20 protein-coding genes, 7 tRNA genes and 1 pseudogene are annotated in these 21,841 nt (G+C 70.8%); 13 read left to right on the forward strand and 15 right to left on the reverse strand.

The genetic code is table 11. The features are described 5' to 3' along the window. Positions 1–91 precede the first annotated feature (91 nt). Both ACHBTE_RS07245 and ACHBTE_RS07250 read left to right on the forward strand, forming a co-directional pair. Positions 92–2,290, forward strand: a complete 2,199-nt coding sequence (locus ACHBTE_RS07245; protein WP_394722633.1) for an elongation factor G-like protein EF-G2 — start codon at positions 92–94, stop codon at positions 2,288–2,290. 204 nt (positions 2,291–2,494) lie between these two features. Further along, entirely contained in the window at positions 2,495–4,156 is a 1,662-nt protein-coding gene (locus tag ACHBTE_RS07250; RefSeq protein ID WP_394722634.1) for a hypothetical protein, read from the forward strand. Positions 4,157–4,362: 206 nt separating this feature from the next. Here the strand turns inward: ACHBTE_RS07250 and ACHBTE_RS07255 are convergent, their stop codons facing one another. Beyond that, positions 4,363–4,911: an HIT family protein gene (locus ACHBTE_RS07255; protein ID WP_394722635.1), complete on the reverse strand. Its 549-nt coding sequence runs from the start codon at positions 4,909–4,911 to the stop codon at positions 4,363–4,365. A gap of 78 nt (positions 4,912–4,989) precedes the next feature. On the opposite strand from ACHBTE_RS07255, the gene ACHBTE_RS07260 reads away from it, so the two are divergent. Continuing rightward, positions 4,990–5,649: a potassium channel family protein gene (locus tag ACHBTE_RS07260; protein WP_394722637.1), complete on the forward strand. Its 660-nt coding sequence runs from the start codon at positions 4,990–4,992 to the stop codon at positions 5,647–5,649. Positions 5,650–5,695: 46 nt separating this feature from the next. Here the strand turns inward: ACHBTE_RS07260 and thrS are convergent, their stop codons facing one another. The 3 genes from thrS to ACHBTE_RS07275 form a co-directional block, all read right to left on the reverse strand. Continuing rightward, complete coding sequence (gene thrS / locus ACHBTE_RS07265) at positions 5,696–7,672, reverse strand: threonine--tRNA ligase (protein ID WP_394722638.1); 1,977 nt, start codon at positions 7,670–7,672, stop codon at positions 5,696–5,698. Positions 7,673–7,837: 165 nt separating this feature from the next. After that, positions 7,838–9,109: a hypothetical protein gene (locus ACHBTE_RS07270; RefSeq protein WP_394722639.1), complete on the reverse strand. Its 1,272-nt coding sequence runs from the start codon at positions 9,107–9,109 to the stop codon at positions 7,838–7,840. Next, positions 9,106–9,672: a DUF4365 domain-containing protein gene (locus ACHBTE_RS07275; protein WP_394722640.1), complete on the reverse strand. Its 567-nt coding sequence runs from the start codon at positions 9,670–9,672 to the stop codon at positions 9,106–9,108. Before ACHBTE_RS07275 ends, ACHBTE_RS07270 begins: the two co-directional genes overlap by 4 nt. A gap of 168 nt (positions 9,673–9,840) precedes the next feature. Here ACHBTE_RS07275 and ACHBTE_RS07280 point away from each other — a divergent pair, with 168 nt between their 5' ends. Beyond that, positions 9,841–10,569, forward strand: coding sequence for a 3'-5' exonuclease (locus ACHBTE_RS07280; protein ID WP_394722641.1), 729 nt, complete (start codon positions 9,841–9,843; stop codon positions 10,567–10,569). 61 nt (positions 10,570–10,630) lie between these two features. On the opposite strand, the gene ACHBTE_RS07285 is transcribed toward ACHBTE_RS07280, so the two are convergent. After that, positions 10,631–10,702, reverse strand: a tRNA-Val gene (locus ACHBTE_RS07285). A gap of 39 nt (positions 10,703–10,741) precedes the next feature. Beyond that, positions 10,742–11,200 carry an SRPBCC family protein gene (locus ACHBTE_RS07290; RefSeq protein ID WP_394722643.1) on the reverse strand — a complete coding sequence of 153 codons (459 nt, stop codon included), beginning with the start codon at positions 11,198–11,200 and terminating at the stop codon, positions 10,742–10,744. A 101-nt stretch (positions 11,201–11,301) separates the two neighbouring features. Between ACHBTE_RS07290 and ACHBTE_RS07295 the strand changes: the two genes are divergently transcribed. Further along, entirely contained in the window at positions 11,302–13,740 is a 2,439-nt protein-coding gene (locus tag ACHBTE_RS07295) for an SCO7613 C-terminal domain-containing membrane protein (protein ID WP_394722644.1), read from the forward strand. Positions 13,741–13,769: 29 nt separating this feature from the next. Here the strand turns inward: ACHBTE_RS07295 and ACHBTE_RS07300 are convergent. The 3 genes and pseudogenes from ACHBTE_RS07300 to ACHBTE_RS07310 form a co-directional block, all read right to left on the reverse strand. Next, positions 13,770–14,105, reverse strand: a pseudogene (locus tag ACHBTE_RS07300) (extracellular solute-binding protein); the annotation flags it as partial. An 82-nt stretch (positions 14,106–14,187) separates the two neighbouring features. Beyond that, positions 14,188–14,259, reverse strand: a tRNA-Val gene (locus ACHBTE_RS07305). 88 nt (positions 14,260–14,347) lie between these two features. Beyond that, complete coding sequence (locus ACHBTE_RS07310; RefSeq protein ID WP_394722645.1) at positions 14,348–14,806, reverse strand: TIGR02611 family protein; 459 nt, start codon at positions 14,804–14,806, stop codon at positions 14,348–14,350. 191 nt (positions 14,807–14,997) lie between these two features. On the opposite strand from ACHBTE_RS07310, the gene ACHBTE_RS07315 reads away from it, so the two are divergent. Then, positions 14,998–15,411 carry an SsgA family sporulation/cell division regulator gene (locus ACHBTE_RS07315; RefSeq protein ID WP_004002642.1) on the forward strand — a complete coding sequence of 138 codons (414 nt, stop codon included), beginning with the start codon at positions 14,998–15,000 and terminating at the stop codon, positions 15,409–15,411. 400 nt (positions 15,412–15,811) lie between these two features. Beyond that, positions 15,812–16,372 carry a CGNR zinc finger domain-containing protein gene (locus tag ACHBTE_RS07320; RefSeq protein WP_394722646.1) on the forward strand — a complete coding sequence of 187 codons (561 nt, stop codon included), beginning with the start codon at positions 15,812–15,814 and terminating at the stop codon, positions 16,370–16,372. Positions 16,373–16,455: 83 nt separating this feature from the next. Here the strand turns inward: ACHBTE_RS07320 and ACHBTE_RS07325 are convergent, their stop codons facing one another. Both ACHBTE_RS07325 and ACHBTE_RS07330 read right to left on the reverse strand, forming a co-directional pair. After that, positions 16,456–16,608 (reverse strand): hypothetical protein, encoded by a 153-nt coding sequence (locus ACHBTE_RS07325; protein ID WP_004002639.1) that lies wholly within the window; start codon positions 16,606–16,608, stop codon positions 16,456–16,458. Positions 16,609–16,771: 163 nt separating this feature from the next. Next, a complete protein-coding gene (locus ACHBTE_RS07330) occupies positions 16,772–17,212 on the reverse strand; it encodes a hypothetical protein (RefSeq protein WP_394722647.1) in 441 nt (146 codons plus the stop codon). A 223-nt stretch (positions 17,213–17,435) separates the two neighbouring features. On the opposite strand from ACHBTE_RS07330, the gene ACHBTE_RS07335 reads away from it, so the two are divergent. Then, positions 17,436–17,960: a DsbA family protein gene (locus ACHBTE_RS07335; protein WP_394722648.1), complete on the forward strand. Its 525-nt coding sequence runs from the start codon at positions 17,436–17,438 to the stop codon at positions 17,958–17,960. 90 nt (positions 17,961–18,050) lie between these two features. Here ACHBTE_RS07335 and ACHBTE_RS07340 read toward each other — a convergent pair whose 3' ends face one another. The 3 genes from ACHBTE_RS07340 to ACHBTE_RS07350 all read right to left on the reverse strand — a co-directional run bounded on the left by ACHBTE_RS07340 (position 18,051) and on the right by ACHBTE_RS07350 (position 20,813). Beyond that, positions 18,051–18,875, reverse strand: a complete 825-nt coding sequence (locus ACHBTE_RS07340; protein WP_394722649.1) for a GNAT family N-acetyltransferase — start codon at positions 18,873–18,875, stop codon at positions 18,051–18,053. A 73-nt stretch (positions 18,876–18,948) separates the two neighbouring features. Continuing rightward, positions 18,949–19,770 carry an aminotransferase class IV gene (locus tag ACHBTE_RS07345; protein ID WP_394722651.1) on the reverse strand — a complete coding sequence of 274 codons (822 nt, stop codon included), beginning with the start codon at positions 19,768–19,770 and terminating at the stop codon, positions 18,949–18,951. Then, entirely contained in the window at positions 19,767–20,813 is a 1,047-nt protein-coding gene (locus ACHBTE_RS07350; RefSeq protein WP_394722652.1) for a chorismate-binding protein, read from the reverse strand. Before ACHBTE_RS07350 ends, ACHBTE_RS07345 begins: the two co-directional genes overlap by 4 nt. Before the next feature lie 177 nt (positions 20,814–20,990). Between ACHBTE_RS07350 and ACHBTE_RS07355 the strand changes: the two genes are divergently transcribed. From ACHBTE_RS07355 to ACHBTE_RS07375, 5 genes are all read left to right on the forward strand, one after another. Further along, positions 20,991–21,063 (forward strand) — tRNA-Gly (locus tag ACHBTE_RS07355). 39 nt (positions 21,064–21,102) lie between these two features. Next, positions 21,103–21,176: transfer RNA gene (locus ACHBTE_RS07360), tRNA-Cys, on the forward strand. A gap of 1 nt (position 21,177) precedes the next feature. Beyond that, a tRNA-Val gene (locus ACHBTE_RS07365) sits at positions 21,178–21,249 on the forward strand. A 34-nt stretch (positions 21,250–21,283) separates the two neighbouring features. After that, a tRNA-Val gene (locus tag ACHBTE_RS07370) sits at positions 21,284–21,355 on the forward strand. A gap of 46 nt (positions 21,356–21,401) precedes the next feature. Then, positions 21,402–21,473: transfer RNA gene (locus tag ACHBTE_RS07375), tRNA-Val, on the forward strand. A gap of 68 nt (positions 21,474–21,541) precedes the next feature. Here the strand turns inward: ACHBTE_RS07375 and ACHBTE_RS07380 are convergent. Next, positions 21,542–21,838 (reverse strand): zf-TFIIB domain-containing protein, encoded by a 297-nt coding sequence (locus tag ACHBTE_RS07380; RefSeq protein ID WP_394722653.1) that lies wholly within the window; start codon positions 21,836–21,838, stop codon positions 21,542–21,544. Positions 21,839–21,841 lie beyond the last annotated feature (3 nt).

A 21,841-nucleotide genomic window follows, 5' to 3' on the forward strand; every position in this document is an offset into this window, starting at 1 on the left:
GCCATCGCTGGGGGCACCTCCCGGGCGGAGCCCGGGGGAGGATCCGTATGCCCGCGCCCACAGGACCTCACCGTGCACGGGAGGCAGGATCATGGGCGACAAGGCGAACGCACACCCCGGAGCCGCCGGCAGGGCTACGGCGGCCGACCACCCCGCGTCCGTACGGAATGTGGTGCTGGTCGGCCACTCCGGATCGGGCAAGACGACATTGGTGGAGGCCCTCGCGCTGACCGCGGGGGCGGTGAACCGGGCGGGCCGCGTGGAGGACGGCGGCACCGTCTCCGACTACGACGAGATAGAGCACCGGCAGCAACGCTCGGTGCAGCTCTCCCTGGTGCCGGTCGAATGGGACGGCATCAAGGTCAACCTTCTGGACACCCCCGGATACGCCGACTTCGTCGGGGAGCTCAGGGCCGGTCTGCGAGCGGCGGACGCGGCCCTTTTCGTCGTCTCGGCCTCGGACGGCGTGGACGGCTCCACGCGCATGGTGTGGGAGGAGTGCGCGGCGGTCGGCATGCCGCGCGCGATCGTCGTCACGCACCTGGAGGCCGCGCGGGCCGACTACGAGGAGATGACACGGATCTGCGCGGACGCCTTCGGCGGGGACGACCCCGACGCGGTGCTCCCGCTGTATCTGCCGCTGCACGGCCCGCAGGCCCCGGACGGGCACGCCCCCGTGACCGGGCTGATCGGGCTGCTGTCGCAGAAGCTGTTCGACTACTCCTCCGGGGAGCGCAAGGACTCCGACCCCGGCGAGGACCAGCTGCCGGAGATCGAGGAGGCCCGTAACCGGCTGATCGAGGGGATCATCGCCGAGAGCGAGGACGAGACCCTCATGGACCGCTATCTGGGCGGCGAGCAGGTCGACGTCAAGACGCTGATCGAGGACCTGGAGCGGGCCGTCGCGCGCGGCACGTTCTTCCCCGTCCTCGCCGCCGCTCCGGCCGCCGACGGTGCCCGGCAGGGCCTCGGCACGGTCGAGGTGCTGGAGCTCATCACCCGCGGCTTCCCCACCCCCCTGGAGCGCCAGGCGCCGGCTGTGACGACGGTCGACGGCAAGCCGCGCGAGCTGAAGCTGTGCGACCCGGACGGGCCGCTGGTCGCCGAGGTCGTGAAGACCGCCTCCGACCCCTATGTCGGCCGGATCTCGATGGTGCGCGTCTTCTCCGGGACCCTGCGCCCCGACCAGACGGTCCATGTCTCCGGGCACGGCCTGGAGGACCGCGGCCACGAGGACCACGACGTCGACGAGCGGATCGGCGCCCTGTCCGCGCCCTTCGGCAAACAGCAGCGCACGCTCAGCCATGCCATCGCGGGCGACCTGGCGTGTGTGGCGAAGCTGAGCCGCGCGGAGACCGGGGACACGCTGTCGGCGAAGGACGACCCGCTGCTGATGGAGCCCTGGCAGATGCCCGACCCGCTGCTGCCGCTCGCCATCCAGGCGCACAGCAAGGCGGACGAGGACAAGCTGTCGCAGGGCCTGTCCCGGCTGGTCGCCGAGGACCCGACCATGCGCCTTGAGCAGAACCAGGCGACCCATCAGGTCGTGCTCTGGGCCCTGGGCGAGGCGCATGCGGACGTCGCCCTCGAGCGGCTGCGCAGCCGGTACGGGGTGCAGGTCGACGTCGTGCCGCACAAGGTGTCCCTGCGGGAGACCTTCGCGAGCGGGTCGGCGGGGCGCGGGCGGCATGTGAAGCAGTCCGGCGGGCACGGGCAGTACGCCATCTGCGAGATCGAGGTGGAGCCGCTGCCGGGCGGCTCGGGCATCGAGTTCGTCGACAAGGTGGTCGGCGGCGCGGTGCCACGGCAGTTCATCCCGTCGGTGGAGAAGGGCGTAAGGGCCCAGGCGGCCAAGGGAGTCGCGGCCGGCCATCCGCTCGTGGACATCCGGGTCACGCTGCTCGATGGCAAGGCGCACTCGGTGGACTCCTCCGACGCCGCGTTCCAGACGGCGGGCGCGCTCGCACTGCGGGAGGCGGCGGCCGACGTCAAGATCCATCTGCTGGAGCCGGTGGCCGAGGTGTCCGTCCTGGTCGGGGACGAGTACGTCGGCGCGGTGATGAGCGACCTGTCCGGCCGACGCGGGCGGGTCCTCGGCACGGAGCAGACCAGTGGTGGCCGCACGGTCATCAAGGCCGAGGTGCCCGAGATCGAGATCGGGCGGTATGCGATCGACCTGCGGTCGATGTCGCACGGCACGGCACGGTTCAGCCGGCGTTACGCGCGGCACGAGCCGATGCCGCAGCAGATCGCGGAAAGGATTCGTGAAGAGGCGCGCGCCGCCTCGTAGTTGGCGCCCGGCGCCGACAAGTCGCGTTTACGGAACACTCCCCTCCGGTCGGCGGGCGGCTTGGGCCGTCCGCCGACGCGATGTCGGTGGCGGGAGTTACGCTGATCATCGATCGCCTTGGTGGCTGATCATCGATCAACAGGTGTGCGCAGTACGGAAGTCGGGAAGGCCGCAGAAGCGACAGTGCGGCGATCGGGGGCGGGAATGACCGTTGACAGCGGTTACGCGGACATCTTCGGTCCGCAGGTGCCGCGCACGGCCGGTGAGGGGCAGACGGCGACGTATGCGCTGGCCTCGGCGGCCTATCGGGACAATCCGTTTCAGGACATCAAGAAGGCCGACAACGAATGGCACCAGACCGACGTCAAGGAAGGCCGCACGTGGGCCAGGATCTTCCGGCCCAATCTTGGTGAGGCCTTCTCACGGGCCGTCGTCGACCGCATGCTGGGCAGTGGCCGCAAGCCGCTGATCCAGTCCTTCGGAACCGAACCGCAGGTCGTCGTCGAGCACTGTCTGGCCGCCAACAACATCCGCAAGGCCCGCGACCGGATGCTCAGCGCCATCGTGGTCGTCTGCGGTGTGCTGTTCCTGCCCGGCCTGCTGGTGTGGCTGCTGATCTTCCAGCTGCGCACCACGATCAGCAAGGCGACCGACCAGCGGGGCGGTGCGCTGGCCACCGTGCTGCTCGTCGCGGCGGGCGCGCTCGCCGTGATCTTCCTGATCCGGATGCCGTTCGGCGGTTTCTACGCGTGGTACGCGCGCGCCTGTGTCGTCATGCCGGTGATCGGCTGGTTCTGGGCGAAGCAGGTCTGCGAGCGCACCGCGCGGGACCTGCGGGAGCGGTGGGACAGCCTGCTGGCCGGCAGCAGCGTCGGCGCGAAGGTGCCGGAGGCGGTGCCGACCAGCCCCAGCGAGACCCAGGCCGAGCAGCTGCGCCAGTCGCTCGCCAAGCTCAGCGCCGAGCAGCAGTCGAACTCCGTGTTCTACGCCGGCCCCAAGGGGGTACTCGGCATGGGCACCCGCTGGGGCAGCTGGCAGCTGGCCGAGAACCTCTCCCCGGCCGACCCCGGCCGGGAGATCCACCCCTTCCGCAGCTGGGACGTGATCCGCTCGATCCACGACCAGTTGCGCATGCTGGAGCGCGGCCCGCTGAACACCGGCGGCTTCCCCAAGCCGTCGATACGGCACTGGGTCGTCACGCCGATCGCCGAGGGCGCGAAGGCGGTGTCGCGGCCGGAGGGCACGGACGTCGAGGCCTACCAGGTCAAGCAGCACGCGATACAGGACATCTGCAACAAGCAGCAGTTCGGCAGCGGTGACCGGCACTACCTGGGCGTCCAGTGGACGCTCTGGGACGGGCAGTTGATCATCACCATGCTGATCACGGTGACCGTGCTGCACGAGACGTTGCGCATCGAGGTCACCGGACATGCGCTCGGCCCGGTGAACGGGCTGTTCCAGGAGAAGCCCGAGGCACCGTCGAAGGAGGTCGCCAAGTCGCTGAAGCCGTGGGAGACCCGCAAGGTGAAGCTCCCGCTGGTGAACAGCGACGAGGTGGTGCGCTTGGCGGTCCGGGCCCCGATCTCCTGGTATCCGCCGCTGCTGAACTGGCTCGGCGGGACGATGGGGCTGCCCGAGCCTTTCGGGCTGCGGCACGCGTGGGCCGATCAGCCCTGGCGCCACCGGTTCATGGCCGACGACGCGCTGCGCGCGGCCACGCCGGTGCTGCGGGTGGTGCACACCGCGGCGATCAAGGTGCTGGAGGAGAACGGCGTGGACACCGAGAAGTTCGGTGCGCGGTCGGCGTTCCTGAGCACGGCGGTGCAGGATCCGATGCCGCGGAAGGCGGACGTGTACGACGCGTAGTACGCCGGTCGGTGAGGGGAGTCGGGTGGGAGAGCCCGGTGGGACGAGCCGGGTGAGACGAGCCGGGTGATGTGTGCGGGTTCCGGGTGGCCGTCCTGAGGCCGCGCCCCCGGACCCTCAGCGCCCTGACCCGCTGCGGCCCCGGCGGGCCTCGCCTCAGGCGCCGGGCGGCGTGCCGGGGCCGGACAACATCGGACCGGACAACATCAGACCGTCGGCCACGCCTCCGCCAGCATCTTCCTCGTGTCCGCCAGGAGCTGCGGCAGCACCCTCGTGTGCCCCACGACCGGCATGAAGTTCGTGTCGCCGCCCCAGCGCGGGACGATGTGCTGGTGCAGATGGGCCGCGATGCCGGCGCCGGCGACCGTGCCCTGGTTCATGCCGATGTTGAAGCCATGGGCGCCGGAGGCGGTGCGCAGGGCCGTCATCGCCTGCTTGGTCAGGGCGGCGAGCTCGACGGTCTCCGGTTCGGTGAGGTCGGTGTAGTCGGCGACATGGCGGTAGGGCACGACCATCAGGTGGCCGCCGTTGTACGGGTAGAGGTTGAGGACCGCGTACACCTGCTCGCCGCGCTTGACGACCAGCCCGTCCTCGTCGGACTTGGCCGGGATCGAGCAGAAGGGGCAGCCGTCGTCCGCGCCGGGACCGGTCGGCTTGTTCTCACCCTGGATGTAGGCCATCCGATGGGGCGTCCACAGACGCTGGAACGCGTCCTGGATCCCCACTCCCCACTGCTGCTCCGGCTCACTCGTCATGCGTGCAGCATATGGCTTCGTCCGTTCGCGGCGTGTCGCCGGGGCGACGGGAGGCCGGCCACCCGCCAAGCTGGCCAGGTGGACGACGACAGCCCTTCCGCCCGCTGGGAGCAGCGCACCGAGATCCCGCTGTTCCTCGCGTCACTGGTCTTCCTCGCGCTGTACGCCACCCGCGTCCTCGCCGACGGCCTGCCGACGGGATGGCGGACCCTGTGCTGGGTCACGATGGTCGTGCTCTGGATGCTGTTCGCGGTCGACTACCTGATGCGCTGGCACCTCAGCGGGCAGCGCTTCCCGCGTTTCGTCAGGACGCACTTCCTGCACACGGTCGTCGTCATCCTGCCGCTGCTGCGACCGCTGCGGATCGTTCCGCTCTACGACGCCATCCAGCACCGGCAGGGGGAACCCCGGCTCTCCCTGCACGCACGCGTGATCGCCTACGCGAGCCTGTCGACGCTGCTCCTCGGCTTCGCCGGCGCCCTCGCGGTCTTCCAGCAGGAACGCGGCGCGCCGGGCGCCACCATGCGGACGTTCGGGGACGCGGTGTGGTGGGCCGCCTCGACCCTCAGCACGGTCGGCTACGGCGACATCACGCCGGTGACCACGGGCGGCCGGGCGATCGCGATGGGGATGATGGCCGGCGGGCTCGCCCTGCTCGGCGCGGTGACGGGATCGTTCTCGTCCTGGCTGCTTCAGATCTTCTCCCGCGAGAGCGACAAAAGGCCCCCGGAAAGCTGAGCTTCCGGGGGCCTTCGCGGCCATGTGCGGCCTTGAAGCGGGTGGATCAGACCTGCGCCCGCTCCTCGACGACCTGCGCGATCTTCGCGATGGCGTCGTCGAACGGGATGCCGTTCTCCTGCGAGCCGTCGCGGTAGCGGAAGGAGACGGCGTTGTTGGCCATGTCCTCGTCGCCCGCGATGACCATGAAGGGCACCTTCTGCTTCTGGGCGTTGCGGATCTTCTTCTGCATGCGGTCGGAGGACGAGTCGACCTCGACGCGCAGGCCCTTCTTCTTGGCAGCCGCGGCGAACTTCTCCAGGTAGTCCACATGCCCGTCGCCGATCGGGATGCCGATCGCCTGGACCGGGGCCAGCCAGGCCGGGAAGGCGCCCGCGTAGTGCTCCAGGAGCACGGCGAAGAACCGCTCGATGGAGCCGAACAGCGCGCGGTGGATCATGACCGGGCGCTGCTTGGAGCCGTCTGCGGAGGTGTACTCCAGATCGAAGCGCTCCGGCAGGTTGAAGTCGAGCTGGATCGTCGACATCTGCCAGGTGCGGCCGATGGCGTCCTTGGCCTGGACGGAGATCTTCGGGCCGTAGAAGGCCGCACCACCCGGGTCCGGGACCAGCGGCAGGCCCTGCTTCTCGGCGACCTGGCGCAGGGTCTCGGTCGCCTCCTCCCAGGCCTCGTCCGAGCCGACGAACTTCTCCGGGTCCTTGGTGGACAGCTCCAGGTAGAAGTCGGTCAGGCCGTAGTCCCGGAGCAGGCCGAGGACGAAGGTGAGCGTCCGGTCGAGCTCGTCCGACATCTGCTCGCGGGTGCAGTAGATGTGCGCGTCGTCCTGGGTGAAGCCACGCGCGCGCGTGAGGCCGTGCACGACGCCCGACTTCTCGTACCGGTACACGGTCCCGAACTCGAAGAGGCGCAGCGGCAGTTCACGGTAGGAACGCCCGCGCGCGTCGAAGATCAGGTTGTGCATCGGGCAGTTCATGGGCTTGAGGTAGTAGTCCACGCCCTCGTCGAGCTGCATGGGCGGGTACATGCCCTCGGCGTACCAGTCCAGGTGGCCCGAGGTCTCGAAGAGCTTCCCCTTGGTCGCGTGCGGGGTGTAGACGAACTCGTAGCCCTCCTCCTCGTGCCGGCGGCGCGAGTAGTCCTCCATCACGCGGCGGACGATGCCGCCCTTGGGGTGGAAGACCGCGAGGCCGGAGCCAATCTGCTCCGGGACGGAGAACAGGTCGAGTTCGTTGCCCAGCTTGCGGTGGTCGCGCTTCTCGGCCTCGGCGAGGAAGTCCAGGTGCGCCTTCAGCTCGTCCTTGGACGGCCAGGCGGTGCCGTAGATGCGCTGGAGCATCGGGTTCTTCTCGCTGCCGCGCCAGTAGGCGGCGGCGTTGCGCATCAGCTTGAACGCCGGGATGTTCCGGGTGGTGGGCAGGTGGGGACCGCGGCAGAGGTCCTTCCAGCACAGGTCGCCGGTCTTGGCGTCCAGGTTGTCGTAGATCGTCAGCTCCCCGGCACCGACCTCGACGTCCGCGCCGTCGTCGGAGGAGGCGGCGCCCTTGAGGCCGATCAGCTCCAGCTTGTAGGGCTCGGCGGCGAGCTCCTCGCGGGCGGCTTCGTCGGTCACGACGCGGCGGGAGAAGCGCTGCCCGCGCTTCTGGATCTCCTGCATCTTCTTCTCGATGGCCTTGAGATCCTCGGGCGTGAACGGCTTCTCGACGTCGAAGTCGTAGTAGAAGCCGTCCTTGACGGGCGGGCCGATACCCAGCTTGGCCTCGGGGAAGAGCTCCTGCACGGCCTGCGCCAACACATGCGCGGTGGAGTGGCGCAGGATGTTCAGACCGTCCTCGGAGGAGATCTCGACGCCCTCGACCTGCTCGCCGTCGGAGAGCACGTACGACAGATCCTTGAGCTCGCCGGCCACGCGCGCGGCGATGATGGAGCGCTCACCGGCGAAGAGGTCGGCGGCCGTGGTGCCCGTCGTCACCACGCGCTCTTCCCGCTCGGAATCGCGTTGGATGATCACACGGACGTCTGACACGGTCTCTCCTGACTGAAGGTGGAATACGGCGCCATACCAGGAGCGCGCGCATTACGCGATCGTACCGACCTCGGACGGCCGACCGCGAAACGGTTTCACCCTCAGCCCGCTCAGTCCCCGCAGCTCCGAACCCTCCCGTTCAATCCCCGCCCTCCCTTTCTCCCCTTACGCCCCATCATCCCCTTCTCCCCTTTCCTCCCCTCCGTCCCTTTCCTCGCAGCCGAACGTCTCCTCGAAGAAGGCGGTGACGTCCGCGGTTTCCTGGAGCGACTTCATCAGCCGGTCCCGCTCGGCCTCGTCCACCTGCACCGGCGCGACCCCCGAGACCCCGGTGAGCCTGCGGAAGCCGCCCCGGCTCTCCAGCCGCCCGTGCACCCGCACCGGCAGCCCGACGAGGTGCGCGTGCCCGGCGATGCGGTAGGCCTCCTCGTCCAGGGTCAGCCGGATGTGCGGCACCTCGGCGCCCGCGATGACACGCAGCCGTACGGTGCCCTCCCCGCGCGTGCCCGACCTGCGCATCCGTACGACCGCGCCGGTGATCCGGACGGGCACGGACGGTTCCTCGCGCAGATAGCGGGCCCCGGCCTCGCGCAGCACCGGAAGGTCGCCCGGAGAGAACTCGACGCTCTCGCCGCCGGCCGCGCAGTCCGCGGGCACCCCGGCCGCGGGCGCCCATTCGACGGCGATGCGCGCTCCTTCGGTGCCGCTCACCAACGCCACCAGCGCTTCGGTGAGCTCTCGGCTGACGCCCGCCTCGACGGCGCCGTCGAAGGCGTCCATGCCGCCGGTGGCCCGCCGGTAGTCGATGGCCTCGCGGGCCGCGTACAGGGCCTGGTGCAGACGTACGGCGAGCGGGCGGCCCGTGCCGACGGGCACGAAGGCGGTGAGGCGGTGGCCGTCGGCCGCGGAGCCGACGAGGACGTTCTCCAGCAGCGCGGCGGCCGGGCGGCGGTGCCGGGCGCCGTGATAGCCGGCACGCGCGCGGGTGGCGAGCGCGGCGGCGAAGAGGGTCCGACGGGCGGCGGCACGCAGCTCTTCCTCGATGCCCCAGGGCGCGGCACCGGCCGGCTCACCGGGGGCGTCCCGCCACCAGCGGACCTCGTCGCTGGGTACGGCGAGCCCGACGAGCACCTCGCGCGCGGAGGGCACGCCACTGCGGGCGAGGGCGAGGAGGGCCTCGCCGAGCAGGTCGTCGCTGTCGGGGAAGGCACGGGACTCCGGCACGAGCAGACTGGTGCCGGTGCCGCCCGGCCCGGGCGGGGTCCAGCGGCCGTAGCGCCCCGGGGCTCCCCCGCGCCGCTGCCAGCCGTGCCGGTGCAGCAGGGCGCCGAGGACGGCCGGGTCGACGTCGGCGGGCTCGGGGGGACGTTCCCAGGAGGCGTCGGCCGCGTGTGGCCGGACGGGCCGCAGCGGTTCCTCCAGCGGGCGGTGGGTCATGGTCTGCCTCCCGTCCCGACCCGCGTCATGATCTCGCAGAGCGCCCGGTCGTCGAAGATGCGTGACGTCGGTATGCGCACGCTGGTCCGGCGCCGGCCGGTGACCGGATGGCCGGCCAGGTTGACCCAGTAGCAGCAGTGCCGCAGATCGAGCCGGTCGTGGCCGGCCCGCAGCCACTGCTCCTGGGACCGGGGCACGATCATCACGACCAGGATCTTGTGCACCGAGACCGGCGTGCGGGCGAGCTTCGCCAGGTGGCCGTTGTCGAGCGTGAAGGAGAAGAACCGGCCGGGCGGGTGCGGCGGCAGCTGGTAGGTCGCCTTGAGCTGCACCTTGATGGTGACCTCGTCGTCGACGGTGTGGCCGGGCGCGCTGTGGCTGACGTGCCAGTCGATGCCGTTGTCCGGGAACGGCTGCGACAGCGAGCACCCGGCCGCGGCGGCGACCGCGTGCAGGTAGCCCACCTGAAGTGTCTCCATGCACGCGGTGGTGGCGAGTGAACCACGATGGGGGCCCGTCCGTTCGGGCAGCAGCCCGCCCCGCTCGGGCTGCGCTATCGCCATGACGAACAGCCTTCCAAGCCAAGTGAATCCCCGTTGCGGACCGCTGAACTGCAAAGACCCGCACTCCTGTTGTGTCCTTCCGGCGTACGGCGCAAACGGTCCGGGTATCACCAAACGGGCAGAAGACGGTACGTCAGCTGCCGTGGGTGAACGAGGGGTTGTGTAGGTATGGCGTGCTGGTATGAGGGCCCGCTGGCGGCATTCGACACGGAGACGACAGGCGTGGACGTCGAGACCGACCGGATCGTTTCGGCGGCCGTCGTCGTCCAGGACGCCCCGGGCACCCGGCCACGGGTGACCCGGTGGCTGGTGAACCCGGGTGTACCGGTGCCGGAGGCGGCGACAGCGGTACACGGACTGACGGAGGAACATCTTCAGCGCAACGGCCGCTGGCCTGCGCCGGTGATGCATGAGATAGCCGCCGAGCTGGCGGAACATGCCGCCAGGGGACGGCCGGTGGTGGTGATGAACGCGCCGTTCGATCTCACCCTGCTGGACCGGGAGTTGCGTCGGCATCGGGCCTCGTCGCTCGACCGCTGGTTCGAGGCGACACCGCTGCTGGTGCTCGATCCACGTGTCCTGGACAAGCACTTGGACCGCTACCGCAAGGGTCGCCGCACCTTGACGGACCTGTGCGCGCACTACGAGGTGACGCTGGACGGCGCGCACGACGCGGCGGCCGACGCGCTGGCGTCGCTGGAGGTCGTACGAGCGGTGGGGCGCCGTTTCGCGGCCCGCCTCGAGCGCCTGTCCCCCGCCGAGCTGCACACGTTGCAGGCGGTGTGGCACGCGGCTCAGGCGCGGGGCCTTCAGGCGTGGTTCGCCCGCAGCGGCAGTGAGGAGGCGGTGGACCCGGCGTGGCCGCTGCGTCCGGACCTGCCCGCGGCGGCTGCCTGAGCGGTCGGGCGGTCGCGCGCACAAAAAAGCCGGTCCGCTGCGGCGGACCGGCCTTTCCCGGTGGGCGATACTGGGTTCGAACCAGTGACCTCTTCGGTGTGAACGAAGCGCTCTCCCACTGAGCTAATCGCCCGGGAACGCACTGAACAATACAGGTCCCGGCGCGTTTCCTTCAAACCGCTTGGCACCCGCCCGCGAGGTGGGCCACAAGTCCCCGCCGCCCGGCGCGCATCATCAGCCGGTGATTGGCGCGGAAGACGGGCCGCCCGACCACCGCGAACCGCCTCAGCAGCGGCTTGTTGACGTCGACGACCTGGTCGTAGCGGGCGAGCGAGCCGGAGCCCCGCGGGGTGACCGTCCAGCACGCCCAGCCGTCGATGTCACCGGACATGGCGATCTCCAGCACACCGGCGGCACGGTCCCGCCGCACTTCACGCGCCGTGAAGGTCATGTCGTACGGCAGGACGGAGCGGATCGTGATCACACCGCTGGAGTCGTCGATCCGGTGCACCGCGCGCACCTGGGGCCACCAGCGCGGGTAGTCCTCGGCCCGGGCCAGCACGTCGTAGACGGTGGTGGGCGGTGCGGGGAGGGCCCACAGGCTGCGGAAGCGGTAGTGGCTCCAGTCCATGGGCCGAGTCTGCCCCGGGCCAGGAGGTTTCCCTCGCATCTGAGTACGTTCTGAGTACGCGCACTCATGCCGGACGACGTGATGCGAACCACACTCCTGCCATGACGCACTTTCCGCCACCGGTCGAGGAGTTGCGGCTCCTCGATGCCGAGCTGCACCAACTGGACGCCCGTCGGGCCCAGTTGCTGCGCCGCCGCGCCTGGCTGGTCACGGCCCTCCAGGCCGCGGCCGTACCGGCTCCGGCGCCTGCTCCCGCCGGGACGCCGCGCCCCGAAGCCTCCGCGCCCCGGGTCCAGAACGTCCTGCTGGTGCTCGGAGGGGTCCTGCTCACCATCGCCGCGGTGGCGTTCACGCTGGTCAGCTGGGGGCACATGGGGATCGCCGGGCGGGCCGTGGTGCTCGGCGGGGTCACCGTGGCGGTGCTGGCGGCGCCGGTGCCGCTGCTCGGGCGCGGGCTGCGGTCCACCGCCGAGTCGGTGGCGGGCCTCGGCCTCGCGCTGACCGTGCTCGACGCATACGCGCTGTACGAGGTCGCGTTGGCCGACATGGACGCCACGGGGTACGCCGCGGCGGCATCGGCGGTGCTGGCCGCTCTGTGGACGGCGTACGGTCTGCTGCCGCGTACCCGCGAGCTGCGTCTGCCCCTGCCCACCGCACTGGTCTCCGCCCAGCTTCCCTTGATGCTCTGGGCGGTCGCGTCCGACCTGGGCCTCTTCACGGTCACGGCTGCCGTGCTCGTGACGGCCGCGGTCGACGCGGGGGTGGCACTCGGGGTGTCCGCCGGGCACGTACGGATCACCGCGGTGATCGGTGCGTACGTCCTGGGCGCCTGGGGTGTGTGGGTCGCCGGCTGGTTGTCCTGGACGGCCTCCGGCCCGAGCGCCGCCGCCCGTGCGGCGGCGCTCCTCCTCTTCGCGGCGGGCATCGCGCTGACGGCCGCCTGGCAGGAGGCGGCCGGGAAGCAGGCCCACGGCCTGGCGATCACCACCGGTCTCCTCACCGTCGCCGCGCTCGGCGGCGCGGCCCGCTCCGTCCTGCCGGACGGCTGGACGGTTCCGGTCCATCTGGCGTTCGGTGTCGCTCTGTCGGCGGCCGTTCGGGCGGACCGGCTGCCGGAGTCGGTGCGCCGCGGATTCGCCCGGGCCTCCACCGCCGTACAGGGACTTGCCGTGCTGTGGACGCTGCCGCTGGTGGCGGTGACGCTGCTGGGTCCGGTCGCGTGGGCCGAGCAGGTGTGGTCCGGGGCTCCGGCGGACGCGCGTCGGGCGGTGACGGTGGGCCTGCCGTGGCCGTCGGACGCCGGGGCGGTGCCCGTTGTCCTGGCGGTCGTCGCCGTCGTGCTGCTTCTCGCGGTGCGGGACGAGGCCCGACGGCCCCGCGCCCTGACCGGTGCGCTCGTGCTGGCCTGGTCGGCGGCGCTGGTGCTTCCGGCGGTGCTCGAATTCCCGTACGCGGCGGGGCTGGTGGCCCTCGGCCTCATCGCGGCCTGCACACTCGCGGCGGCGGTCTGGACACGCCCGTCCGAGCGCCCGGCGACGGACCCAGCCACGCAGCCGGCCGCGGCCCCGGTCCTCGACCTGCTCTCCCCGGGCCCGGCGGCGACGGCCCTGGCCGTCGTCACCTCCCTCTCTCTCGCCTTCCTCTCGCTGCCCAGCGAGCCCGCGACCCTCGCCGTGCTGACCGCTCTCACGGCACTGTTCGCGGTCGCCTCCTGGAATCCGCGCCTCACTCCGGTCACAGCGCCGACCGCGCTCGCGTACGCCACCGGTCTGGCCTGCGCGACCGGTGCCGCGGCCGGCTGGCAACCGCAGTACACCGCCCTGCTGGTCCTCGTAATGCCGGTGGTGGCGGCCGTCCTCGCCGCGCGGCTGGGGACCTCCCCGGCGACAGTCCCGGTGGAGATCGCGGGCGCCGTCGCCGCCCTGCTCGCCGTCGCACTGGCGGCGGTCACCGGCAACCTTCGGATGCTCGCCCTGATCCTGGCGCTGTGCGGTGTGATCACCGCCGGCACGGCGATCCGTCCCGACCGCCGCCCGGTGGCCCTCGTCTCCGCCGGCCTCTTCGTCCTCGCCGCCTGGGTGCGCCTGGCGGCCTGGGACGTCGGCACGCCGGAGGCGTACACCCTGCCGGTCACCGTGCCGGCCCTCCTCCTCGGCGCCCTGCACAGGCGCCGTGACCCGCGGGTCCCGTCCTGGACGGCATACGGCCCCGGGCTCGCCGCCACCCTCCTGCCGAGCCTCGTCACGGCCTGGGCCGACCCGCACTGGACGCGCCCCCTGCTGCTCGGGCTCGCGGCCCTGGCGGTCACCCTGCTGGGCGCCCGGCACCACCTTCAGGCGCCCCTGCTGCTCGGCGGCACGGTGCTCGCCTTGGATGCGCTGCACGAACTCGCCCCGTTCCTGGTCCAGGTGACCGACGCACTCCCCCGCTGGGTACCCCCGGCCCTCGCCGGACTGCTGCTGCTCGCACTCGGGGCGACGTACGAGCGACGCCTCCGGGACGTCCGTCGGGTACGGGACGTCCTGACGAAGATGGGGTGAGTGCCCCGGCTCGAACTGCTCGGCCTTGTCTGCTCGCCGTCGACCTGACCGTTCGCCAGAACGCCGCCGCGGAAGTCGTACGGGCTCGGATTCCCGGCGTCCGCCTGCGACTTGAGATCCGTCGGAACACCGCGCTTGTCGTACTTGCACGGGAAGCCGACGGCATTCCGGAAAAGGTCCGGCGGATTCCGCCCCATGCCTGGGTCAGGAACTTCTCCCAGAACGCCGCCCGGTCCGTGAATTCAGGCTTGATCTTGATCTTCGGGTGGCAACTTCTCGAAGAGCGCGATCGTCTTCTTGCCGACAATGGCGCGCTGCTCGCCACCACACCACATGTAACGGAGTGTGACCGTCTCGTCTCCGGAACCAGGAGGAGGGCACGGTTCGCGCTGGATGCAAACGCCGACGGCCCGTCTGCACTGTCGCAGACGGGCCGTCGGATCCGGGTGGGCGATACTGGGTTCGAACCAGTGACCTCTTCGGTGTGAACGAAGCGCTCTCCCACTGAGCTAATCGCCCGGACGCAGGAAGAACATTACCCCATGTCAGGGGGTGCGCGTGACCAGCGCGAACGCGCACCGGACGACGATCGCACCCCCCTGGCGGATCACTGGTCCTTGATCTTCCACGGCATGACTATGCCGAACTTCCAGAGGTAGATCCCGACGAGCACACCCACGATCACCAGGCCGATCGACGTCAGGATGATGTTGCGACGGCGCACCTTGGGATCGAGGGCCCGCTGGGCCGCCTCGGTGACCTTGCGCTTGGTCCAGCGCAGGACGAGCTGGGCCCAGACGAACTCGGTCGCCCAGACCGCCATGCCGCCGAAGATCACGACCCAGCCGGGGCCGGGCAGCGGCAGCATGATGATCCCGGCGACGACGATCGCCAGGCCGATGATGAAGACGCCCACCTGCCAGCTCAGGTGCAGCACACGGCGTGCCTTGATGAACTCCGGTGCTCTGGAGCCGAGGCCCTGCTCGCTGTCGCCTTTCACACCATCCACTTCGGTCTCGTTCGACGCCACGGCAACCCCGCCCGGCTCGTTACTCCCCGTATTCATACGGCCAAACCCTACCGGACCGAAACCTGTCACCGGAATGGGCGTACCCGGCGAACAGGTTCTCGGCCGGAAGAGTTACGTAAACACACGCAAAACACTCAGAGGGGTTTACAACGGCACCGTAGGTGGCATGTCGATTTCGCCGACGTGCGAATCCCCGAGCGCACACTGAGCGAAAGGCCCTGGCGCTTATGAACACCACGGTCAGCTGCGAGCTGCACCTGCGCCTCGTTGTGTCGAGCGAGTCCTCCCTGCCTGTCCCCGCAGGCCTGCGGTACGACACGGCCGACCCCTACGCCGTGCACGCCACCTTCCACACCGGAGCCGAGGAGACCGTCGAGTGGGTGTTCGCCCGCGACCTCCTCGCGGAGGGCCTCCACCGGCCCACCGGAACCGGCGACGTCCGCGTCTGGCCGTCGCGCAGCCATGGCCAGGGCGTCGTATGCATCGCCCTGAGCTCTCCGGAGGGCGAGGCTCTGCTCGAGGCCCCGGCACGGGCTCTGGAGTCCTTCCTGAAGCGAACGGACGCCGCTGTGCCTCCCGGCACAGAACATCGCCATTTCGATCTCGATCAGGAGCTCTCGCACATCCTGGCGGAGAGCTAGGGCGAGACCACACAAGCCGCCCGGTGCCGTCGACTCGGGGAGACGGCTCGGGCCTGGACAGCCGTAACGGCACGCATCAGCGCCGCCTCCGCACTGCGGGGCGGCGCTGATGTGCGTCGAAGCGGCCATAGGGGCGCCGGAGAGGCCCGCGAGCGGGATCGTGGCCGGCGCCGCGCCTCACGCGCCCCACGCGCCTCTCACGCCCCTCTACGCCCCAGGGCCATAGGCGCCCGCGTCCGGCCGGGCCGGGCATTCGGGCCCGGCGGGAACCGTCTCCGCTCCCCCGGCGTTGTAATCGACGTCACCAGTGGGGCCTGGGCCGGTACAGCCCGAGCAGATGCGGTTACCATCGGCCACCATCGGCGGGCGCCCGCCCGACCCCCAGGCCAGGGAGCGAAACGTGCTGATCACCCATGACGCCCGGTGTGCGCTCGATGCCGTGGTGGATCTGGTGAACACCGCCCCGGAGGACGACGACGCGCCGGACCGGCTGGCGGATGTCCCAGCGCTGGCTGATTTCGTACGAAAGCACGAAATCAGCGATGTCGGGGTTCTCTCCGAGTTCGATCTGTCGGCGGTGCGCAAGGTGCGCGGACGGTTCGCAGCGATCTTCGAGGCCGCGGACGCCCGCAAGGCGGCCGGGCTGATCAACGAGCTGGTCGCCGCCGCGGGGACCACGCCGCGCCTCACGGATCACGACGGCTACGACTGGCATGTGCACTACTTCGCCCCCGGCGCCTCCGTCGCCGATCACCTGGCGGCGGACTGCGGCATGGCGCTCGCCTTCTTCGTCGTGGCCGGGGAGCAGGAGCGGCTGCGGCGCTGTGAGGCTCCGGACTGCCGTCACGCCTTCGTGGACCTCTCCCGCAACCGCTCACGGAGGTACTGCGACAGCCGTACCTGCGGAAACCGTCTGCATGTGGCCGCCTACCGGGCACGCCGCAAGGAAGCGGCCGGCTGAGCGGCAGCGGCCATCGTCCGGGAGAGACGCGTGGTCTGTCGACGCGGTCCCCGGCGGGTGGCGCCGGGGACCGCGGGTACGGCTCAGAGCAGCAGCAGGTCGTGCAGCGCAGCCATGAGCAGCAGACACCCGATCACCGCAAGGAAGATCATCAGCGGTGGCTGGGAAAGGGCGAAGAGGCACCCGCGAGGCTCGTCCTGAGGGGGCGCGGCCTCGCTTTGAGTCGTGTCCAGCATCTCGCGGCGATGATGACGCAGGTGCACCTCGTCGCGCGATCAACACGCTCGGAATGAGCGGGTGTTCGCTGTATTCCGCGATGTCCGGTTCGAGTCGTGATCACTTACGGACAGGCAGCGACCCAGTGTGAACCTTCTGCCCGCCGAGGAGTGCGGCCGAGGTTCATATGCCGTGCTTCTTGAGGATGGCCTCGATGTCGCTGAAGTCGTCGCCGGCATCGGCTCGGGGAGCGGTCGCCGGGCGGGTGGGCTGGGAGCCCGGGCCCAGCGAAGGCGCGGAAGCCGCCGGGGCCACCGCCTCGCGCTGTGCGGCGGCGCGGGCCTCCTTGCGCTCCTTGCGGGTGCCGCCGCGGCGGCGCTCCACCGCGCGGGTGCTCGCGAACAGCACCCAGGACAGGCCGAGGACTCCGAAACCCGCCCACGCCGTCGGGCTGAACGCGGTGTCCGCCAGCCAGTCGATGACGCCGGTCATCACCAGACCGAGCGGCACCAGTGAGTAGGCGGCGATCCGCGCGGCCGACAGGAACTTCTTGCGGTACGCCGTGACCGCCGCGATGCCCAGGCCGGCCGCGGCGACGGCGGAACAGACGGTCTCGGCAATCATCCGGTCCTCCCGGCAGACAGGGTCGAGGCTCGAGGTCATGGCCTTCGTTGCTTCCATCCTGCACCGTGACGCCCCCGCCCGGCCATGCCTGACGCGGACATCAGGGACATCTCCGGGTCGCCTCCTCCACAGGTGCCGGTCGGCTCCCGACGACGACGGCCGGCCGGGACCGAAGCACCAGGTCGGATTGGGGCCTCGGCCCCGGTGCTGGGAGACTGGCGCCATGAGCGACTCTCCCTCCGGCCCTCCCGCCGCCCCCGTTCTCGAAGTGTGGTGCGAGCTCCAGTGCTCCGACTGCCGCAGCGCCCTGGACGATCTCCGAGCCCTGCGCGCCCGCTACGGCGACCGGCTGGAGCTGCGGCTGCGGCACTTCCCGCTGGAGAAGCACAAGCACGCCTTCGCCGCCGCGCAGGCCGCCGAGGAGGCCCTGGAACAGGGGCAGGGATGGCCGTACGTGGAGGCCGTGCTGGGCCGGGTCGAGGAGCTGGACCGCAAGGGAGAACCCTTCCTGGTCGAGGTGGCACGGGAACTGGGCCTGGACGCCGAGGAGTTCGACACCGCGCTGATCGACGGCCGGCACATCCTGATCGTCGACGCCGACCAGGCCGAGGGCAAGGCGATCGGCGTGACCGGTACCCCGACCTATGTGATCGACGGTGAGCGCCTCGACGGCGGCAAGAGCCAGGAGGGCCTGCGCGAGCGCATCGAGGAGATCGCGGACCGTCTGCTCGCCGAGCAGACCGGCTGACCGGACACCTCCGGCCGCACGCCGGTCACATCCCGTCCCCGCCCCGAACCGACTCACCCCACCCCACCCGATTCGGCCCGGCCCGACCGGCTACAGCAACGGCTTGTACAGCTCGTACTGCTTCGTCTCATAGCCGAGAGACTCGTAGAGCCGCTCGGCCGGGGTGTTGTCCGCGAAGACGTTGAGGCCGATGACCCGGTGCCCCGCGGTGATCGCCTGGGCCTCGGCGAGCAGCATCAGGGTGCGGCCGTGTCCCTCGCCGCGGCGGGTCGCGGCCGTCTCCACGTCGAAGACGTAGGCGCGGCCTTCGAGCGAGGCCAGCCACAGCGTGCCCACCGGAGCTCCCTCGTGTTCGAGGACGCTGAGGAACGCGCCGGGGGTGCGCAGGCCGTCCGGCAGGGCGGCGGCGTGGTCCCGTTCGGACTTCGCGCGGGCCTCGGCCTCCGGCATCCCGCGCTCGACCCAGCCGCGGACGTAAGTCTCGCCGCCCTGGTCGAGCCAGGGCCCGTACTCGGCCTCCGTCATGGGGCGCGCCCGGCTGCCGGGCGGGAGTTCGGGCGGGGTGTCGCCGAGCGCCTTCTCCATGCCGCGGTTGCGCACGACGTAACCGAGGGCGGTGGCCAGTCGGAGTGCCGGTGCGGCGTCACCGGGGACCGTCACCTCGATGCGCTTGCAGCCCCAGCCGCGCGCCACCTCCTCGGCGGCGAGGGCGGCCACCGTGCCACGGCCGCGGCGGCGGTCCGGTTCCTCGATCCGCAGCCACGACATCCGTGCCACCGCGTCGCCGTGGACGGGGTGGGTGGCGAGGTGGAGGCCACCCACGGGGCGGCCGTTCACGCACACCTGATAGCGGCGCGAACGCGTGCCGTCCGCATTGCGCTGAAGCGGCTCGGTCGGCCGCAGGGTCGTGGTCATCAGAGGTGTTCTACCCGCCACGACGCCCGCGGCTCAGCCGAATGCCGAGGCTCGCGGAGGTCGCGGGCGCCCGTCAGGGGTCCAGGTCGTCCCCGGACCGCTCGTCGAAGACGCGCATGGCCTTGGCGGTCACCGGGCCCGGGGCGCCCGGCAGTTCGCGCTCGTCGACGCGGTGCACGGCCTGGACGTCGCGCAGGGTGGAGGTGAGGAACACCTCGTCGGCCCGTTCGAGGACGTCCAGCGGCAGGTCGGTCTCCTTGGCGCCGGTCCACTCGACCGTCAACTGCCGGGTGATGCCCGCGAGGCAGCCGGATGCGAGCGGCGGGGTGTGGATCTCGCCGTCGAGGACGACGAAGACGTTCGAGCCGGTGCCTTCGCAGAGTTGGCCGACGGTGTTCGCGAACAGGGCTTCCGTCGCGTCGTGTTGGCGGGCGCGGGCGAGGGCGACGACGTTCTCGGCGTACGAGGTCGTCTTCAGGCCGGTGAGCGCGCCGCGTTCGTTGCGGGTCCAGGGGACGGTGATCACGGCCGTGGAGTCGGCGCGGCGGGCCGTATCGCCGAGGGCGACGACAAGGGTCGGGCCGTGTTCGCCACGGTCCGAGCCGAGGGGGCCGTGACCGCCGGTGTAGGTGATGCGCAGCCGGCCGAGCGGCATCGGGTTGGCCTCGATGACGGCGGCGCAGGCGCGGCGGACCTCGTCGTGGTCGGGGTCGGGCAGGCCGAGCCCGCTCGCCGAGCGCGTCAGCCGGTCGAGGTGCCGGGTCAGGGCGAACGGACGGCCGTCCATCACCTTCACGGTCTCGAAGATGCCGTCGCCCACGGTCAGCCCGTGATCGAAGACGGAGACGCGGGCGGACTCGATGTCCTGGAGCCCGCCGTCGAGCCAGATCCTCACGATTGCAGTCCCTCTCCACTCACCTCGTACGCTCCCGACGCTACCGCGAGCAGCCGGGCGGCCTTCAGCTCGGTCTCCCGCCACTCCCCCTCGGGGTCGGACCCCCAGGTGATCCCGGCGCCGGTACCGAACCGCAGTACCCCCTCGGCCCGGTCGATCCAGAAGGTGCGGATCCCGACGGCCAGCTCGCCGACGCCCCGGTCGGCGTCGACCCAGCCGATGCCGCCGCAGTACGGCCCGCGGGGCGATGTCTCCAGCGCGTCGATGATCCGCAGGGCGCTGGACTTGGGAGCGCCGGTGACCGAGCCGGGCGGGAAGGCGGCGTCGAGCAGTTCGGGCCAGCCGGCACCGGCGCGCAGTTCGCCGCGGACGGTGGACACCAGGTGGACCAGCCCCGGATGCTTCTCGACGGCGCACAGGTCGGGGACGGTGACGCTGCCCGTGGCGCACACGCGGCCGATGTCGTTGCGCACGAGGTCCACGATCATCACGTTCTCGGCGTAGTCCTTGTCGAGCAGGTCCGCCTCGGTGCGCCCGGTGCCCTTGATCGGCCCGGACTCGACGATCCGTCCGGCACGCCGCAGGAACAGTTCCGGGGAGGCGGTGGCGATCTCCACACCGTGCCCCGGCAGCCGGATCGTTCCTGCGTACGGCGCCGGATTGCCGCGCGCGAGCAACGCGGTCAGGGAGTCGACGTCGGCGTCCGGGGCGATCGGCGCGCTCAGCACGCGGCAGAGATTGGCCTGATAGACCTCGCCGGCCGCTATGTGTTCACGGATGCGACGGACGCCCGCGGTGTACGACGCGTGATCGAGCGAGGACGTCCAGTCACCGGCCACCGGGCCACGCCAGCGCCCGGGCACCGGGGCGGGGACGGCTTCCTCTCGCACGTCACGGAAGCGGGCGCAGGTCAGACGGCCCTCGAAGTCGGCGCAGACGGCCCAGAAGCCGCTGGAGTCCAGGGCGGTGGGATCGTCGGTCACGTCGAGGAGACCGGTGGCGACACGGTCACCGAAGCGGGCGAGAGGAGGGAGGTCGAGCACGCATCGAGTCTATGGCGGGCGTCCCTCGGGTGACCTGGCCATGTCCGTTCCGGGGCCGTCGGCAGGTCCCTGAGCAGGTGCAGGGCAGCACGCTGCACAAACGCGTTTTTGTACTGGCCCCGGAATCCGCTAGAGTTCAACTCGTCGCCGGGCCGCGAGAGCGGAACGAAACGACAAGCGGACGTAGCTCAGTTGGTAGAGCGCAACCTTGCCAAGGTTGAGGTCGCGAGTTCGAGCCTCGTCGTCCGCTCGTAGGAACAAGGGGATCTTCCCGAACCCCTGCACTCCTGGTGGAGTGGCCGAGAGGCGAGGCAACGGCCTGCAAAGCCGTCTACACGGGTTCAAATCCCGTCTCCACCTCCAAGGACGATTAGCTCAGCGGGAGAGCGCTTCCCTGACACGGAAGAGGTCACTGGTTCAATCCCAGTATCGTCCACTGGATCTTCGACAGATCATCGAAGGTCTGACCCGCGCGATTAGCTCAGCGGGAGAGCGCTTCCCTGACACGGAAGAGGTCACTGGTTCAATCCCAGTATCGCGCACGCAGCATCCCGTGATCGTCGCTCCGACGGTCGATCACGGTCCCGAGGACGATTAGCTCAGCGGGAGAGCGCTTCCCTGACACGGAAGAGGTCACTGGTTCAATCCCAGTATCGTCCACACGCCGAAGCCCCCGGTCCTCGACCGGGGGCTTTTTGCTGCGCTCTGTGCGCTGCGCTCCGGGTGCCTCAGCTGGAGAACAGCATGTGGCCGAAGCTCTTGTGGCGCCGGTGGCCGTAGTGAGCGCCGTGGTGGCCGCCGTGCGGGGCGCCCCAGGCCGGGGCCTGCGGGGCGGCCGGGTACGCCTGGGGTGCCGGGGCGGCCGGGGGCGGCGGGGCCGGCTGGGACCACTGGGACTCCAAGCGGGTCAGGGACTCCAGCTCGCCGTAGTCGAGGAAGATCCCGCGGCAGCCGCTGCACTGCTCTATCTGTACGCCGTTGCGGTTGTAGGTGTGCATCGGCGCATGGCACTTCGGACACTGCATGGT

Source organism: Streptomyces sp. M41 (assembly GCF_043673425.1).
In the GTDB taxonomy this organism is placed as follows: Bacteria; Actinomycetota; Actinomycetes; order Streptomycetales; family Streptomycetaceae; genus Streptomyces.

Bases quoted from the DNA above. Each gene is read 5' to 3' on its own strand.
- ACHBTE_RS07245 (WP_394722633.1), top strand. From the start codon at position 92: ATGGGCGACAAGGCGAACGCACACCCCGGAGCCGCCGGCAGGGCTACG.
- ACHBTE_RS07250 (WP_394722634.1), top strand. From the start codon at position 2,495: ATGACCGTTGACAGCGGTTACGCGGACATCTTCGGTCCGCAGGTGCCG.
- ACHBTE_RS07255 (WP_394722635.1), bottom strand. From the start codon at position 4,911: ATGACGAGTGAGCCGGAGCAGCAGTGGGGAGTGGGGATCCAGGACGCG.
- ACHBTE_RS07270 (WP_394722639.1), bottom strand. From the start codon at position 9,109: ATGACCCACCGCCCGCTGGAGGAACCGCTGCGGCCCGTCCGGCCACAC.
- ACHBTE_RS07275 (WP_394722640.1), bottom strand. From the start codon at position 9,672: ATGGCGATAGCGCAGCCCGAGCGGGGCGGGCTGCTGCCCGAACGGACG.
- ACHBTE_RS07280 (WP_394722641.1), top strand. From the start codon at position 9,841: ATGGCGTGCTGGTATGAGGGCCCGCTGGCGGCATTCGACACGGAGACG.
- ACHBTE_RS07290 (WP_394722643.1), bottom strand. From the start codon at position 11,200: ATGGACTGGAGCCACTACCGCTTCCGCAGCCTGTGGGCCCTCCCCGCA.
- ACHBTE_RS07295 (WP_394722644.1), top strand. From the start codon at position 11,302: ATGACGCACTTTCCGCCACCGGTCGAGGAGTTGCGGCTCCTCGATGCC.
- ACHBTE_RS07310 (WP_394722645.1), bottom strand. From the start codon at position 14,806: ATGAATACGGGGAGTAACGAGCCGGGCGGGGTTGCCGTGGCGTCGAAC.
- ACHBTE_RS07315 (WP_004002642.1), top strand. From the start codon at position 14,998: ATGAACACCACGGTCAGCTGCGAGCTGCACCTGCGCCTCGTTGTGTCG.
- ACHBTE_RS07325 (WP_004002639.1), bottom strand. From the start codon at position 16,608: ATGCTGGACACGACTCAAAGCGAGGCCGCGCCCCCTCAGGACGAGCCT.
- ACHBTE_RS07330 (WP_394722647.1), bottom strand. From the start codon at position 17,212: ATGATTGCCGAGACCGTCTGTTCCGCCGTCGCCGCGGCCGGCCTGGGC.
- ACHBTE_RS07335 (WP_394722648.1), top strand. From the start codon at position 17,436: ATGAGCGACTCTCCCTCCGGCCCTCCCGCCGCCCCCGTTCTCGAAGTG.
- ACHBTE_RS07340 (WP_394722649.1), bottom strand. From the start codon at position 18,875: ATGACCACGACCCTGCGGCCGACCGAGCCGCTTCAGCGCAATGCGGAC.
- ACHBTE_RS07380 (WP_394722653.1), bottom strand. From the start codon at position 21,838: ATGCAGTGTCCGAAGTGCCATGCGCCGATGCACACCTACAACCGCAAC.